14 protein-coding genes and 1 pseudogene are annotated in these 15,467 nt (G+C 64.4%); 4 read left to right on the forward strand and 11 right to left on the reverse strand.

All coding sequences use genetic code 11. The annotated features are described in order from the left end of the window. Positions 1-19 precede the first annotated feature (19 nt). Genes AC07VS_RS11140 through AC07VS_RS11150 form a run of 3 tightly spaced genes read right to left on the reverse strand, consistent with a single transcriptional unit; the run spans position 20 to position 2,613 of the window. Complete coding sequence (locus AC07VS_RS11140; RefSeq protein ID WP_019575348.1) at positions 20-799, reverse strand: ABC transporter ATP-binding protein; 780 nt, start codon at positions 797-799, stop codon at positions 20-22. Beyond that, positions 796-1,644 (reverse strand): ABC transporter permease, encoded by an 849-nt coding sequence (locus AC07VS_RS11145; RefSeq protein ID WP_494655556.1) that lies wholly within the window; start codon positions 1,642-1,644, stop codon positions 796-798. The genes AC07VS_RS11140 and AC07VS_RS11145 overlap by 4 nt, the downstream gene beginning before the upstream one ends. Before the next feature lie 3 nt (positions 1,645-1,647). Beyond that, a complete protein-coding gene (locus AC07VS_RS11150) occupies positions 1,648-2,613 on the reverse strand; it encodes an ABC transporter substrate-binding protein (RefSeq protein ID WP_492345181.1) in 966 nt (321 codons plus the stop codon). Positions 2,614-3,143: 530 nt separating this feature from the next. Here AC07VS_RS11150 and dsdA point away from each other — a divergent pair. After that, a complete protein-coding gene (dsdA, locus tag AC07VS_RS11155) occupies positions 3,144-4,535 on the forward strand; it encodes a D-serine ammonia-lyase (protein ID WP_494750970.1) in 1,392 nt (463 codons plus the stop codon). Here the strand turns inward: dsdA and AC07VS_RS11160 are convergent. From AC07VS_RS11160 to phaC, 6 genes and pseudogenes are all read right to left on the reverse strand, one after another. Further along, on the reverse strand, positions 4,479-5,219 hold the full coding sequence (locus AC07VS_RS11160; RefSeq protein WP_494750971.1) for an SOS response-associated peptidase: 741 nt from the start codon (positions 5,217-5,219) through the stop codon (positions 4,479-4,481). The genes dsdA and AC07VS_RS11160 overlap by 57 nt on opposite strands. 81 nt (positions 5,220-5,300) lie before the next feature. Then, positions 5,301-6,668 carry a dicarboxylate/amino acid:cation symporter gene (locus AC07VS_RS11165; RefSeq protein ID WP_494655553.1) on the reverse strand — a complete coding sequence of 456 codons (1,368 nt, stop codon included), beginning with the start codon at positions 6,666-6,668 and terminating at the stop codon, positions 5,301-5,303. A gap of 413 nt (positions 6,669-7,081) precedes the next feature. Then, positions 7,082-8,311: pseudogene (locus AC07VS_RS11170) on the reverse strand (cation:proton antiporter domain-containing protein); the annotation flags it as partial. Between the two features lie 198 nt (positions 8,312-8,509). After that, entirely contained in the window at positions 8,510-9,247 is a 738-nt protein-coding gene (gene phbB / locus AC07VS_RS11175; protein WP_492345175.1) for an acetoacetyl-CoA reductase, read from the reverse strand. 129 nt (positions 9,248-9,376) lie between these two features. Next, positions 9,377-10,555 carry an acetyl-CoA C-acetyltransferase gene (locus tag AC07VS_RS11180; protein WP_494655552.1) on the reverse strand — a complete coding sequence of 393 codons (1,179 nt, stop codon included), beginning with the start codon at positions 10,553-10,555 and terminating at the stop codon, positions 9,377-9,379. Between the two features lie 102 nt (positions 10,556-10,657). Continuing rightward, positions 10,658-12,370 (reverse strand): class I poly(R)-hydroxyalkanoic acid synthase, encoded by a 1,713-nt coding sequence (gene phaC, locus AC07VS_RS11185; RefSeq protein WP_492345173.1) that lies wholly within the window; start codon positions 12,368-12,370, stop codon positions 10,658-10,660. Positions 12,371-12,461: 91 nt separating this feature from the next. On the opposite strand from phaC, the gene AC07VS_RS11190 reads away from it, so the two are divergent. Next, positions 12,462-12,818 carry a hypothetical protein gene (locus AC07VS_RS11190; protein ID WP_492345172.1) on the forward strand — a complete coding sequence of 119 codons (357 nt, stop codon included), beginning with the start codon at positions 12,462-12,464 and terminating at the stop codon, positions 12,816-12,818. On the opposite strand, the gene pgeF is transcribed toward AC07VS_RS11190, so the two are convergent. Next, a complete protein-coding gene (gene pgeF, locus AC07VS_RS11195) occupies positions 12,735-13,589 on the reverse strand; it encodes a peptidoglycan editing factor PgeF (protein WP_494655549.1) in 855 nt (284 codons plus the stop codon). The genes AC07VS_RS11190 and pgeF overlap by 84 nt on opposite strands. A gap of 2 nt (positions 13,590-13,591) precedes the next feature. Next, complete coding sequence (maiA, locus tag AC07VS_RS11200; protein WP_494750972.1) at positions 13,592-14,230, reverse strand: maleylacetoacetate isomerase; 639 nt, start codon at positions 14,228-14,230, stop codon at positions 13,592-13,594. A gap of 68 nt (positions 14,231-14,298) precedes the next feature. On the opposite strand from maiA, the gene AC07VS_RS11205 reads away from it, so the two are divergent. Together AC07VS_RS11205 and AC07VS_RS11210 are read left to right on the forward strand one after the other, a co-directional pair. Next, positions 14,299-14,607, forward strand: coding sequence for an antibiotic biosynthesis monooxygenase family protein (locus AC07VS_RS11205; protein WP_027475463.1), 309 nt, complete (start codon positions 14,299-14,301; stop codon positions 14,605-14,607). 52 nt (positions 14,608-14,659) lie between these two features. After that, on the forward strand, positions 14,660-15,355 hold the full coding sequence (locus tag AC07VS_RS11210) for a fumarylacetoacetate hydrolase family protein (RefSeq protein ID WP_492345169.1): 696 nt from the start codon (positions 14,660-14,662) through the stop codon (positions 15,353-15,355). The last annotated feature ends 112 nt before the right edge of the window (positions 15,356-15,467 follow it).

Raw genomic sequence — 15,467 nt, forward strand, 5'->3', positions numbered from 1 at the left:
GGACAGTGGGCGTCGAACCTCAGTGCTCGGCCGCAGCCATGGATTCCGCCCGGATCTCTTCAGTCAGGCGGGCCTTGAGGGCCATGAACTCGGGGCTGGTCTTGATCGTGTAGTGGCGCGGGTGCGGAAAGTCCACCGCCAGCTCGGTCTTGATGCGCCCGGGGCGGGCACTGAACACCGCCACCCGGTTGGCCATGAAGATGGCCTCGTCGATGTCGTGGGTGACAAACAGCACGGTCTTGCGCGAGGCCTCCCAGATGCCCAGCAGCAGCTCCTGCATCAGCACCCGGGTCTGGTTGTCGAGGGCGCCGAAGGGCTCGTCGAGCAACAGGATCTTGGGGTCGTTGGCCAGGGCGCGGGCAATCGCCGTGCGCTGCTGCATGCCGCCCGAGAGCTGCTTGGGAAAGTGCTGCTCGAAGCCACGCAAGCCCACGCGGGCAATGAAGAAATCGGCACGCTCTTTCTGAGCAGCCTCGCTCATGCCGCGCTCGCGCAGGCCGAAGCGCACGTTCTGCTCGATGGTCAGCCAGGGGAACAGCGTGTAGCTCTGGAACACCATGCCGCGGTCGGCGCCCGGGCCCTGCACGGGCTGGCCGTCCAGCAGCACGCGGCCGGTGCTGGGGTGATCCAGGCCGGCCACGATGCGCAGCAAGGTGCTCTTGCCGCAACCTGAGGGGCCCAGGATGGTGACGAAGTCGTTGTCGCGCACCTCGAAATCGACCGGCAGCAAGGCCTGGGTGCGCTGGCCGCGGCTGGACTCGAAGACGCGCGAGACGCCCTGGATGGACAACTGGCTCATTTGAAGAAGCTCCACACGAACAGGCGCCGGTTCAGGGCCTTGAAAGCGAAGTCGGACACCAGGCCGATCAGCCCGATGACGATGATGCCGAAGATGATCTGCCCAGTGTTCAGCAAGGCCTGGCTGTCGGTGATCATGTGACCGATGCCCGACGAGGAACCGATCAGCTCGGCCACGATGACATAGGTCCAGGCCCAGCCCAGCACCAGGCGCAGGGTTTCGGCGATCTCGGGGGCCGCACCAGGGATCAGCACGCGGCGCACGATGCCGCGGCCATTGGCGCCCAGGGTGTAGGCCGCCTCGACCAGGTCCTTGCGGGCGCCGCCGACAATCACGGCCACCATCAGCACGATCTGGAAGAACGAGCCGATGAAGATCACCAGCACCTTCTGCAACTCGCCGATGCCGGCCCACAGGATCAGCAGCGGGATGAAGGCCGAGGCCGGCAGGTAGCGGCAGAACGAGACAAAGGGCTCGAAGAAGGCCTCAACCCCCTTGTAGGCGCCCATGGCGATGCCCAGGGGCACGGCGATGACAGCCGCCAGCACAAAGCCGCCCAGCACGCGCCACACCGTCATGCCGATGTCCTTGTGAAAGCCGTACTCGGTGAAGAGCAGCCAGGCCTCTTGTGCCATCGTGACGGGGCTGGCCAGAAAGGTGGGCGAGACCAAGCCGCCCAGCGTGAAGCCGGCCCAGACCAACACGAACACCACAAAGAAACCCAGGCCCAGCAGCCAGCGCGCACGCAGGCTGACGGGTTCGAGCGGCGCCCAGGGGCTGCGCCGGCGGGGCGCCGCGGCCACAGGGCTGGCCAGGGCGGAAGGCATGGCTTGCGAACGGCTCATGGCTTACTTGATGAAGCTGGCGTCGAAGGTGACGGCGAGGTTTTCCGGTGCCTTGCGGATGATGCCGGCCTCCAGCAGGATGGTGGTGGCGTCCTTCATGAAGCTGGTCAACTCACCCGCGAAGAACTTCTGATTGGCGGCCTTGTCCTGCCAGCGCAGGTAGGCCGACGACTTGGCAAACTGCTCACCGGTCTGCTTGACGGCCGAGCCCATGATGTCATTGGACTTGGCCGGATCGTTCTTGATCATTTCCAGCGCGGCAAAGTACGAGTCCGTCAGCGCCTGGGCGGCCTTGGGGTTGGCCTTGAGCCAGGCGGGGTCGCAGCCCACGGTGTCCATCACCATCGGGTAATCGAGCGTGGTGGCCAGGATCTTGCCGGCGGTGGGGTTGGAGCGCACGGTCGAGAGGTAAGGCTCGTAGGTCATGGCCGCATCGTTCTGGCCCGCCACAAAGGCCTGCGCCGCCGCCTGGGGCGCCAACGTGGTGACCTTGACGTCTTTGAGGCTCATGCCGTTCTTGCTGAGCATCCAGGCCAGGCCGAAATACGGCGCGGTGCCCGGGGCATCGACGCCGACGGTCTTGCCCTTGAGGTCCGCAAAGCCCTTGACGTCATTGCGCACGGCCAGGCCATCGGCACCATAGGACTTGTCCATCTGGAAGATCTGCACGATGGGCACGCCGTTGGCGTTCCAGGCCACATGGGTCTCGACGGTGGTGGCCGCGCATTGGATGGCCTTGGAGGCCAGGGCCAGGTGCCGGTCTTTCTGAGGGATCATCTTGAGATCAACCTCCAGGCCATGCTGCTTGAAGATCCCGGCCTTGTCCGCCAGGGTCAGGGGTGCAAAGCCTGTCCAGCCCGACATGCCCAGGGCGATCTTGGTTTCCTGCGCCTGCACCGGCGCCGCCAGCCCTGCCACCAGCCCTGCAGCGCCCACCAACGACGCCAGCTTGAACATTGAACGACCCATTTTTGATGCTCCTGTAAGGATTGAAACCCCGTTTGCACAAGGCGCCCCTGGCGCCGCGCCAAGTGCCCGGACCATCCGGGCACCCATCCTGTCTATACAACAAGGCAGGTCACATGAACGCAAACGCCCACCGGCCTGCGCCGTGCGCGCTTGCCGCAGTGTCCCTCACCAAGTCAGTGCACCTCATCGGGATTTGCACCAATATGCTGTCTATACAGGTTTTGATAACCGAGGCGGGCAACTCAGTGCAAACAGCATGCCAGGTGCTCACCCAAGGCCCCGCCCCCGGACAACGCCCTGCCCTGGTGCCCGGCCATGCACCTTGACGGGTTGCAGCGGGCGCAAAGCCCCGCCCAGCGCGGCCGGGCCCAAGGTCACCGTTTCGGGTCAGGCCGCCCCAGGCTGGTGCTGCTTGCATCGCAAGGCCAGCGGGTGAAGAATGCCGGGTTTGAAACCGATTTCTCCCCACCGGGCCGCTGTTGCGGCGCGGCTTTTCAGGCAGGGCCACCCCGCGTGGCCGGCGCCCCTTCATGACTTTGCCAGCCTCCCCCGCGACCTTGGAGGGCCAGATCCGTCAGGCCCGGCCCACCCTGTGGCTCAACCCCGAGCTGTCCAAGCCCTCCCCCTGCAGCCCCCCCTCCGATGGCCCGGACGGCCCGATCGGATGGACCCTGGCCGACACCCGGGCCGCCGCCGCGCGCCTGCAACGCTTTGCCGGGCTGTTGGCCGATCTGTTTCCGGAGCTGCGGGCCAGCAAGGGCGCGATCGAATCGGCGCTGTTGCCGGCCCCCCGGCTTCAGGGCGCCCTGGGCCTGGGAGCTGAACAGGGGGCTTTGTGGGTCAAGACCGACCACAACCTGCCGGTGGCGGGGTCGATCAAAGCCCGCGGTGGCTTTCATGAGGTGCTTCAACAGGCCGAAGCCCTGGCGCTGCAGGCCGGTCTGATCGACGCCGGAAGCGATTACCGGGTGTTGGGCCAAAGTGCGGCACGCGCGCTGTTCGCCCAACACCAGGTGGCCGTGGGCAGCACCGGCAACCTGGGCCTGAGCATCGGTGTGATGGCTTCGGCCTTGGGTTTCAAGGCGGTGGTGCACATGTCGGCCGATGCCAAGGCCTGGAAGAAAGAGCGCCTGCGCCAGCGCGGCGTCGAGGTGGTGGAGCACCTGGGCGACTATGAAAAGGCCGTGGCCGCCGGCCGGGCCCAGGCCGCCGGCAACCCGCTGTGCCATTTTGTGGATGATGAACGCTCGGCGTCACTGTTGCTGGGCTACAGCACTGCCGCCCTGCACCTGCGCGACCAACTGCAGCAGCAGGGGCGGCAGGTCGACGCCGAACACCCCCTGTTTGTCTACCTGCCCTGTGGTGTGGGCGGTGCACCGGCGGGCATCGCCTTCGGGCTGCGCGAGCTGATGGGTGCGCATGTGCATTGTTTCTTTGCCGAGCCGGTGCAATCGCCCTGCTTTCTGCTGCAGATGATGGCCGCACCGGATGCCCACCCCTCGGTGTACGACCACGGCCTGAGCAACCAGACCGAGGCCGACGGACTGGCCGTGCCCCGGGCTTCATTGCTGGCGGCGGGCCTGATGCGCCCGCGCCTGTCGGGGGTGTTCACGGTGGCCGATGCCACCTTGTTCGAGCACCTGGTGCTGGCCCTGGACCACGCCGATCTGCGCATCGAGCCTTCGGCGGCCGCGGGCTTCAGCGGACCTGGGCGATTGCTGGGCTCGCCGGCGGGTCAGGCCTGGCTGGACCAACGCGGGCTGAGGCCCCACCTGCCCCAGGCCACGCACATCGTCTGGACCACCGGTGGACAGTTGCTGCCTGAAATGGACTACAGCCGATGTGTGCAACGCGGCCGGCTGAGCTTAGGTCAGGGGCAGTTGCAGGCTGAGCGTCTCGTCGGTGTCGCCCAGCCCGCCTGAAGGGGTCAAAGGTACGGATGGGGCGGTGGGCTCGCTGGCCTCATCCACGCACAGGACATCGTCGGCGCAGGCCTGGATCCAGGCAGCCGCGTCTGCCACCGGGGCCTGCAACCAGCGGTGCAGGGCCTGAGGGGGCAGCACCACCACCATGCGCTTTTCCTCATCGGGCTTGTGGAACTGACGCATGAAAGGGTGCTGATCGGCATTCACCGTCAGCAGGCTGAAACTGCGCAGCACCTCGCCAGAGGGGCTGCGCCAGCCTGTCCAGACCCCCGCCAGGGCCAGAGGCTGCCCATCACGGCGCCGGATGCGGGTGGGCACGCCCCGCCCACTGCGCCAGTCGGGCTCGTAGATCGCCTCGGCGGGCACCACGCACCGGCGCCCCAGGCGCCAGGCATCGCGAAAGCTGGGCTTGCTGGCCACCGTCTCGCTGCGCGCGTTGTAGGTATGGCGGCCCACAGCCTCGTCACGCGCCCAATGGGGAACCAGGCCAAAGCGCCCGATCAGGGCCTCGGCCGCAACCCGGTCTGCCGGCAGCCCGGCGGCAGGCACGGGTTGCGGGTGGCGGATGAAAGCGGCCGGGTAACTGGGCCAGACATCATCGCGCCCGCCGTCGGGTGGCGCCAGGCCGAAACCCCGCTGCCAGGCGGCCGGGTCACGCAAGGATTGGTAGTGGGCACACATGGTGGGGATGCTAATGGAGGCGCGGCGCCCACAAAAAAACCAGCCCGCAGGCTGGTCTTTCAGGCAGGCGACTGCAGACGCTCAATGTGCGCCGAATTTTTCCTGTTTCTGATCGAGCAGCACCTCGGGGGCATCGGCCTCTTGCCAGGTCTCGTTGTTGAGGCCCGCCTGCAGGCGCTTCATGTCCAGATCGCCGGTCCAGCGTGCCACCACCAGGGTGGCCACACCGTTGCCCACCAGGTTGGTCAGGGCCCGGGCCTCGGACATGAAGCGGTCGATGCCCAGGATCAGCGCCAGGCCCGCCACCGGCACGTGGCCCACCGCCGACAGGGTGGCCGCCAGCACGATGAAGCCGCTGCCAGTCACGCCGGCAGCGCCCTTGGAGGTCAACAGCAGCACGGCCAGCAAGGTCAGTTGCTGCACCAGGGTCATGGGCGTGTCGGTGGCTTGTGCAATGAAAACGGCGGCCATCGTGAGGTAGATCGAGGTGCCGTCCAGGTTGAACGAGTACCCGGTGGGAATGACCAGCCCGACGACCGACTTGCGGGCACCGAGGTTCTCCATCTTCTCCATCATGCGCGGCAACACCGACTCGGACGAGGAGGTGCCCAGCACGATCAACAGCTCTTCCTTGATGTACTTGACGAACTTCCAGACGCTGAAACCGTGCACACGGGCGATGGTGCCCAGCACCACGAAGACGAAGATCAGGCAGGTCAGGTAGAACGAGCCCATCAGCTTGCCCAGGCTGAACAGCGAACCGACGCCATACTTGCCGATGGTGAAAGCCATGGCACCGAAGGCACCGATGGGGGCCACCTTCATGATGATGCCCACGATGTCGAACAGCACGTGCGAGGTCTTCTCGATGAAGTCGAACACCAGGGTGCCGCGCCCGCCGAACTTGTGCAGGGCAAAACCGAACAGCACCGCGAACAGCAGCACCTGCAGGATCTCGCCCTTGGCAAACGCATCCACCACCGAGTTGGGGATCACGTTGAGCAGAAAATCAACCGTGCCCTGCATCTTGCCCGGGCCGGTGTAGGCTGCAATGCCCTTGGTGTCGAGGGTACTTGGATCGACGTGCATGCCCTCGCCCGGCGCCAGAACGTTCACGATGACCAGGCCCACCACCAGCGCCAGGGAACTGACGATCTCGAAATACATCAGTGCCAGGCCACCGGTCTTGCCGACCTTCTTCATGTCTTCCATGCCGGCAATGCCCACCACCACCGTGCAGAAGATGATGGGGGCGATGATCATCTTGATCAGCTTGATGAAGCCATCGCCCAGAGGCTTCATGTCGGCCCCCAGGCCAGGGTTGAAATGCCCCAGCAAGACCCCGATGGTCACAGCCAACAGCACCTGCACATAGAGGGACTTGTACAGCGGCCGCTTGGCGGGGCGGGCAGCGGGGCTGGATTGAGGCGTTTTTTGGTTTGAATTCATTTGGATGAAGCCCGGAACGGACCGGACCCTGCTCGAAAGTGGGCGCGATTGTATAGCCCATGAAACGTGTCAGCATTGTGGAATTCCACAACAGACCCGACCTTGTCACCCAGGTGCAAAACAAAGACACAAAAGCTCTCAGGGGTAAGCATCTACTCACAAAGCCCCGGCAGCCCGGCGTTGAGCAAGCGCTCAAGCCCTCAACCAACCACCCTGGCCAACCTGGGCCAGGGCGATCACGCGGGGCATCACAGCGCACACGCAAAACCCCTCTCAGGTATTTGGGAAACCCGACTCGAATGCAGGTTCAACGGGGTGAGACATGGAAACACGGGACCCTTGCTTTGCCTTGCTGGATCGGCATGCCACTCTCGATTGAGCCGGCGCAGGCAAAGGAATGCCTAGCTTGCCGACTCCAGCCGGCGCGCCAGGGCTGAATGGCGGCACAGCCAGGTGCACAAGGGTCCGGAGGCGCCGAACAGCAAGGGGTTCAAGGCGATCGAGATCAAGGCCCCCGCCACCACCAGGCTCTGCCCCTCTGCGGGCAGCAGACCCAAGGTGCGCCCCAGGCCCACCAGGATGAACGAGAACTCGCCGATCTGCGCCAGGCTGGCCGCGATGCGCAAGGCCGTGCTCAAGGACTGGCCCAGGGCCACCACCAACAAGGCCGCTGCCACCGTCTTGCCCAGCATGATCACCAGCACCACCCCCAGCACCTGAAGCGGGCGATCCAGCAGCACCTGGGGATCGAACAACATGCCCACCGACACAAAGAACAGCACGGCAAAGGCATCGCGCAAGGGCAGGGATTCTTCCGCCGCCTGGTGGCTGAACTCGGACTCCCGCATCACCATGCCAGCAAAAAAAGCGCCCAACGCAAACGACACGCCAAACAAAGCGGCCGAGGCATAGGCAATGCTGACGGCGCCCGCCACCACGCACAGCGTGAAGAGCTCGCGCGAACCGGTTCGATGCACCTGCTTGAGCAGCCAGGGGAACAGCCGGCGCCCCAGCACCAGCATCACCGCCACAAACGCACCGACGCGCAACAGCGTGAGCCCCAGCGTGCCCAGCAGCGACGCACTGCCCGCGGCCGCGTGGGCGGGGTCAGACGCCCCCAGCACACCTGCCAGAGGGGGAAGCAGCACCAGCACCAGCACCATCGCCAGGTCTTCCACGACCAGCCAGCCAATGGCCACCCGGCCGGTGAAAGAATCCGTCAACCCAAACGATTCCAGCGCCCGCAACAACACCACCGTGCTGGCCACAGACAAGGCCAGCCCCAGCATCAGGGCCGGCCCCAGCGCCCATCCCCAGGCCCAGGCCAGACCCATGCCCATGAGGGTGGCCACCGTCATCTGAACCACCGCCCCCGGCAGCGCGAGGCGGCGCACCGCCATCAGGTCAGCAAAGGAGAAATGCATGCCCACGCCGAACATCAGCAACATGATCCCGATCTCGGCCAACTGCGAGGCAATTTCAGCGTCAGCCACGAAGCCCGGGGTGAAGGGCCCCACGATCATGCCCGTGACCAGGTAGCCCACCAGGGCAGGCAGGCGCAGGCGCACGGCGACGAAGCCGAGGATCAGGGACAGGCCCAGGCCCACGGCAATCGTGCTGATCAGGGAAACGCTGTGGGGCATGGGCAGAAGGTCCTCATTGGGGTGATGGCGGTCAGGATGCCGCTGTGGCAAACGCCCTGGCAGCACTGTAAACAGGCTGTCAAGCCTCCCAGTCGGAATCGATCATCACCCCATGGTTCCCGCTCGTCGGCCTAATTGACCAAAAAAGACGAAAAAAAACCCCGCCAGAGGCGGGGTCGACTGAAAACAAGGCTTGCTTCAGCCCATGTGCAGGCCACCGTTGACCGAGAAGTCGGCGCCGGTGGAATAGCCACCTTCGTCCGACGCCAGCCAGGCGATGATGGAAGCGATTTCGCTGGGCTCGCCAAGGCGCTTGACGGGGATGGTGCCAACGATCTTGTCGAGCACATCCGGGCGGATCGCCTTGACCATGTCGGTGCCGATGTAGCCCGGGCTCACGGTGTTCACCGTCACGCCCTTGTTGGCCAGTTCCTGGGCCAGGGCCATGGTGAAGCCGTGCATGCCGGCCTTGGCAGCCGAGTAGTTGGTCTGGCCGGCCTGGCCCTTCTCGCCGTTGACCGACGAGATGTTGACGATGCGGCCCCAGCCTTTTTCAACCATGTCGCCCACCACCTGCTTGGTGACGTTGAACATGCTGTTGAGGTTGGTTTCGATCACGGCATCCCAGTCCTCGCGGGTCATCTTGAGGAACATGCGATCGCGGGTGATGCCGGCGTTGTTCACCAACACGTCGATCGAGCCATGCTCGGCCTTGGCCTTGCCAAAGGCTTCGACGGTGGAATCCCAATCACCCACATTGCCCACCGAGGCGTAGAAGGTGTAGCCCAGAGCCTTCTGCTCGGCCAGCCACTTGCTGAAGTCGCGGGTCGGGCCGCAGCCAGCGATGACCTTGAAACCTTCTTTGTGCAGGCGCTGGCAGATGGCGGTTCCGATGCCACCCATGCCACCGGTGACGTACGCTACTTTTTGACTCATGAATCGCTCCTGATTATGTTTTTGCTATGTAACTAATAGCTATTGCGCCTGTTGTGGAGCGCTGCCGCAGCAGCCCCTCCTATTTGTCGGACCAGCAGGCCCGACCTGTTTGCCATTTTGAATGGCAAATCAACGCTCAATGGTTAGGGCAACTCCCATGCCACCACCGATGCACAGGGAGGCGATGCCCTTCTTGGCATCACGTCGTTGCATCTCATGCAGAAGTGTCACCAAAATGCGGCAGCCCGACGCACCAATCGGGTGCCCCAGAGCGATCGCACCTCCGTTGACGTTCACTTTGCTGGTGTCCCAGCCCATTTCCTGGTTGACGGCGCAGGCCTGGGCTGCGAAGGCTTCGTTGATTTCGAGCAGGTCCAGTTCCGAAGCCGCCCAACCGGCACGCTGCAAGGCCTTGGTGGAGGCCGGCACCGGGCCCATGCCCATGTAGGCCGGGTCCAGACCCGAGGTCGCAAAGCTGGCGATGCGACCCAAGGGTTTGAGACCCAGGCTGGCGGCGCGCTTGGCGCTCATCACCATCACAGCGGCCGCGCCGTCATTGAGGCCGGAGGCATTGCCGGCGGTCACGCTGCCGGCCTTGTCGAAAGCTGGGCGCAGACCCGCCAGTGCGTCGGCATTGGTCTTGCGGTTGATGAATTCGTCGGTATCGAACACCAGCGGATCGCCCTTCTTCTGGGGGATGGTCACCGGAACGATTTCGTCCTTGAAGCGGCCGGCCTCCTGGGCGGCCGCAGCCTTCTGCTGCGAGGCCAGGGCCAGCGCATCCTGCTGCTCGCGGGTGACGCCGTATTTCTTGGCGACGTTCTCGGCGGTGATGCCCATGTGGTACTGGTTGTAGACGTCCCACAGGCCGTCAACGATCATGGTGTCGACCATCTTCCAGTCGCCCATGCGCTGGCCGTCACGCGAGCCGGGCAGCACGTGGGGCGACAGGCTCATGTTCTCCTGACCGCCGGCGATCACGATGTCGCTGTCGCCCGAGGCCACAGCCTGGGCCGCCAGCATCACGGACTTGAGGCCCGAGCCGCACACGGCATTGATCGTGAGGCCTGGCGTGCCTTTGTCGAAACCGGCCTTGATGACGGCCTGACGGGCCGGGTTCTGACCGACGCCGGCTGCCAGCACCTGGCCCAGAATCACTTCGCCCACCTGATCGGCAGACAGGCCGCTGCGGGCCAGGACGTCGCGGATCACCAAGGCGCCCAGATCCGTGGCCGGGATCTTGGCCAGCGAGCCACCAAACTTGCCGATGGCCGTGCGGGCGGCCGAAACGATGACGATGTCTTCCATGTGTGCTCCAGAGTGTGTTGCTCAAAAAATCAGTGTGTTCGGCACCCAGTATGTCTCGCCCGGGACAGGGAAAAATGAAAACGTACCTGGGTGTTTCCCGAATCAGGCCTTCTGCTTGACGTAACGGCCCGGGGCCGGTTCGATCGCCTTGTACTTGGCGCCCTTGCCATAGGTCTTGGGGGCCGGGATCAGCTTGCCGGCGTGGCCTGCCAGCCATTCGGTCCAGTCGGTCCACCAACTGCCCGCATGCTCCTGCGCACCGGCCAGCCATTCGGCGTGCGTGGCCGGCAGCTTGCCATCGGAGCGGATCCAGTGGCTGCGCTTTTTCTTGGCTGGCGGGTTGATCACGCCGGCGATGTGGCCCGAGGCCCCCATCACGAAGCGCTTCTTGCCCGGCAGGTGGCGGGTCGAGGCATAGGCCCCCGTGATGGGCACGATGTGGTCTTCGCGCGAGCCATACAGGTAAACCGGAATGTCGACCTTGCCCAGGTCAACAGGCACGCCGCAGACCACGGCCTTGCCCGGCTTGACCAGGTTGTTCTCGAAATAGGTGTTGCGCAGGTACCAGGCGTAAAACGGCCCGGGCAGGTTGGTGGAGTCGCTGTTCCAGTACAGCAGATCGAAGGCCGGCGGGGTTTCGCCCTTGAGGTAGTTGCCGACCACGTAGTTCCAGACCAGGTCGTTGGGGCGCAGAAAACTGAAGGTCGAGGCCAGTTCTTGCCCTTTCAGCAGCCCGCCCTGACCCATCTGCATTTCGCGGAACTTGACGAAGGCATCGTCAATGAACAGGTCCAGGATGCCGGTGTCCGAGAAATCGAGGAAGGTGGTCAGGAAGGTGGCCGACTCGACCGGCTTTTCACCGCGCTGCGCCAGCACCGCCAAGGCTGTGCCCAGAATGGTGCCACCCACGCAGAAGCCCAGCGCGTTGAGCGTCTTGGCGTCGGTGATGTCCTGCACGGTGTGGATGGCCTTGATGGCGGCATCCTCGATGTAGTCATCCCAGGTTTTCTGGCCCATGCTGTCATCGGGGTTGCGCCAGCTGACCACAAAGGTGCGGTGCCCTTCGGCCACCAGGTGGCGGATCAGCGAATTCTCGGGCTGCAGATCAAGGATGTAGAACTTGTTGATGCAAGGTGGGATGAGCAGGAAGGGGCGCTCGTGGATCTTGGCCGTCAGTGGCTTGTATTCGATCAGCTGGAACAGTTCGTTCTCGAACACCACTGCCCCCTCGGTGGTGGCCACATTGCGGCCCACCTCAAACAGGCTTTCGTCGGTCTGGCTCATGTGACCCTGCTGCAGATCGTGCATCAGGTTCTGCAGGCCCTTGGCGATGCTCTCGCCCTGGGTTTCCAGGGCCTTCTTCTGGGCTTCAGCATTGAAGGCAAGGAAGTTGCTTGGCGCCGAGGCAGCAGCCCATTGCTCGACGGCAAAACGGATTCGGGCCCGGGTCTTGTCGTCGGCCTGGACGGCGTCGGCCAGACCGGCCAGGCTGCGGCTGTTGAGCAGGTAGACCGCGGCCGTGAAGCTGGCCACCGGGTTACCGCCCCAGGCCTCACCCGCAAAACGCCGGTCACGGGCCTCAGGGGTACCCGACAGACTGGCATTCCACAAATCGGTGGCGTCTTTCACATACTGCTGCTGCAAGGCCTGCAGTTTCTCAGCATCAAAGCTGATCTGGGGCATGGGTGCGGCAGCGGCCGTGGGCAACGATGGGATGCCCAGTTGCTGGAACGCCTGCAGGGCCTTGCCCCAGCCCTCGCTCAGCATGTGTTGAAATTGCTGGGCGCTTTGACCCCACTGTGCTTCAGAATTCATGTTGTCTCCTCATGAACTGTCCGTTGAAAATTGATTGGGGTTGATCCGGATTCTTGCAGACTCTGCAACTCGATCACGTCTTTATATCAACATGTACCTCGTTCTTATCGCCTGGATGTATGTCGCGGTCATGATGGCCGTGGCAGAAGCCACCAACACAACAGGAACATTGCTGGGCGCATTGGTCACCTTTGTACTCTATGGCTTGCTGCCGATGTCGATCGTGCTGTATCTGATGGGGGCACCAGCAAGACGAAAGGCAGCCAAGAAACGAGAAGCGGCAGATGCCGCGCAGGCCATGGCGGCATCACCGCTCGCCGATCCGATTGATCCGACGAACGTTGCAGCGAGCACGGAAGCCCGCTCAGACGAGCCAGATGCAGGCGGCCATGCGCCCGGTTCCGCCGAACCGCTGGCTGTCGCGCCGGTGCGAGAAAAAGCTCGCTGACTGGGTGTACGTGCACCATGCCCTTGTGCCATCGTTCCCATACACGGCACTGACACCCACGGCGCGCAGACGCAGCCGGGCCAGGCCCGCCAGATCGGCCAGCCAATGACCTGGCCGCTTTGCCACCGGCTGGAACAGCGACAGGGCCTCGGGCTGGGCACTGCCGAAGACCTGACGCACCTCGTCACCCACCTCGAAGGCCGCAGGGCCGATGCAGGGCCCCAGCCAGACCAGCAGGTCTGAAGCCATCACCGGAAGCGACGGCGGCCGGGCCTGGACAAAAGCCTCGACGGCCGACTCCAGGATGCCCCTCCCCTGCACCCCCGCCAGGCCCCGCCAGCCCGCATGGAAAGCCCCCACGCGCTGCCCAGAGCGGTCGGTGATCAACACGGGCAGGCAGTCGGCCACCATCATGGCCAAGGCCTGATCTGGGCGGGCAGTGATGGATCCGTCCGCAGCCTGGCCTTGCAAGGGCTGGCTGACGGGACAGGCGTCCACGTCCAGCACATCGCAGCCGTGCACCTGGTTCAAAAAGACCAACTCGCCACCGCCGCGCTCGCGCACTGCGCTCTGCAGAAGTGCCCGATTCTGGGCCACATGTTCAGCCCGGTCGCCCACGTGGGCGCCCAGGTTGAGGGCATCCCATGGGGCGTCGCTGGTCCCACCGAGGCGGGTGGTGAACAAGGCCCGCACCGAAGGCGGTACCGGCCAATCAGGCTCGAACCAGGAGACTGAGGCCGCGGTCAACGCTGAGGCGGGCGGCTGCGCCATGCTCAGGCCTCGGCGTCCGGGCACTGCGAAGGTTGCGCCCGCCGAAAGGGCTCCAGGGCCATGCAGGACTCGAAAACGGCCATGGTGCGATCCAGGCCCTCGAAGTTCACCTTGAAACGCTGGCCATTGAAGATCTGTGGCACCAGGCAGCAATCGGCCAGGCCCGGGGTGTCGCCGTGGCAGAAGCGCCCGGTGCCCGCCTGGGCGAGCTGGCGTTCGAAGGCCTCCAGGCCCTGGCGCACCCAATGGCGGTACCAGGCGTTCTTGGCGTCTTCATCGACTTGCAGCTCATGCGACAGGTACCTGAGCACGCGCAGATTGTTGATGGGATGGATCTCGCAGGCAATGGTCTGTGCCAGGGCACGCACCCGGGCCCGACCCAGCGCATCCGCCGGCAGCAGGGGCGGCTCGGGGTGGGTTTCGTCCAGGTATTCGATGATGGCCATCGACTGGGTCAGGTGGGCGCCGTCGACCTCCAGCATAGGCACCAGCGGGTCACCCACCAGGCTGGCGTAGGCCGGGGCCCGGTGTTCGCCTTTGACCAGGTGCACGGCCTGGTAGTCGTAAGGCAGGCCCTTGAGCTGCAGGGCAATGCGCACGCGAAACGAGGCAGAGGATCGGAAATAGTTGAAGAGCTTCATGAGCGCAAGGATAAAGGCAGACGGTAGACTCCGGGGCATCATTGACCGAGCCACGAAAGAGACGCCTCATGATTCTCGAACTTGCCGACATTCGCATTCAACCCGGCCAGCAGGCCGCCTTCGAGGAGGCCATCGAGCGTGGCCTGCGCACCGTGATCAGCCAGGCCAAGGGCTTTCAAGGCTTCACCGTGAACCACGGCATTGAATCGCCCGAACGCTATGTGCTGCAGATTTTCTGGGCCACCCTGGAGGACCACACCGAGGGCTTCCGTGGGTCGCCCCTGTTTGCCCAATGGCGAGCCATTGTGGGCCCCTTCTTTGCGGCGCCGCCGGTGGTGGAGCATTTCGAGCTGGTGACCCATTCCGACGGCAACTGAAGCCCCTTGCCCCCGTTCACTTCCCCGCTGCAAGACGACTTGAAAGGCTGACATGAGCTATGTGATCCCTGCCGCTCCCCCGGTGAGCGTCCCGGTGCTGGGTACCAGCGACCGTTTTCCGGTGCGCCGCATCTATTGCGTGGGCCGCAACTACGAAGAACACGCCAAGGAGATGGGCTTCACCGGTCGCGAACCACCCTTCTTCTTTCTGAAGCCCGCGGATGCGCTGGTGGTGGTGAACGCTGGCGAAACCGGCACCATGCCCTACCCCAGCCTGACGCAGAACCTGCACCACGAAATCGAGCTGGTGGTGGCCATCGGCACCGGCGGCCGCAACATCACGGCGGCTGATGCGCACAAGCACATCTACGGCTATGCGGTGGGCCTGGACATGACGCGCCGCGACCTGCAAAACGAAATGAAGAAGCAGGGCCGCCCCTGGTGCATCGGCAAAGGCTTTGACCACAGCGCGCCGATCGGTCCCATCACCCCGGCAGCCCAGGTCAGCGATCTGGAACAGGCCGCGATCTGGCTCAAGGTGAACGGCCAGGAGCGTCAGTCCAGCCAGATCTCGAAGCTGATCTGGAACATTGCCGAAACCATCGAGCACCTGTCGGCCGCCTGGGAGTTGAGCCCGGGCGACCTGATTTACACGGGCACCCCAGAGGGCGTGTCAGCCGTCGTCAAGGGGGACCTGCTGGAAGGTGGTGTGACCGGCTTGGGCCAGCTGAACGTGCGGATTGCCTGATTGACCACCGAACGCACACGCCCTTGGAGCCCCGCGAGGGGCTTTTTTCATTTCAGCACAAGCCTTGACATGGCTTAAGAATGCAAGGCGCACGCGTCCTACGATGGAGCCA

The sequence above is a fragment of the Curvibacter sp. GW821-FHT01G03 genome, from assembly GCF_059422285.1.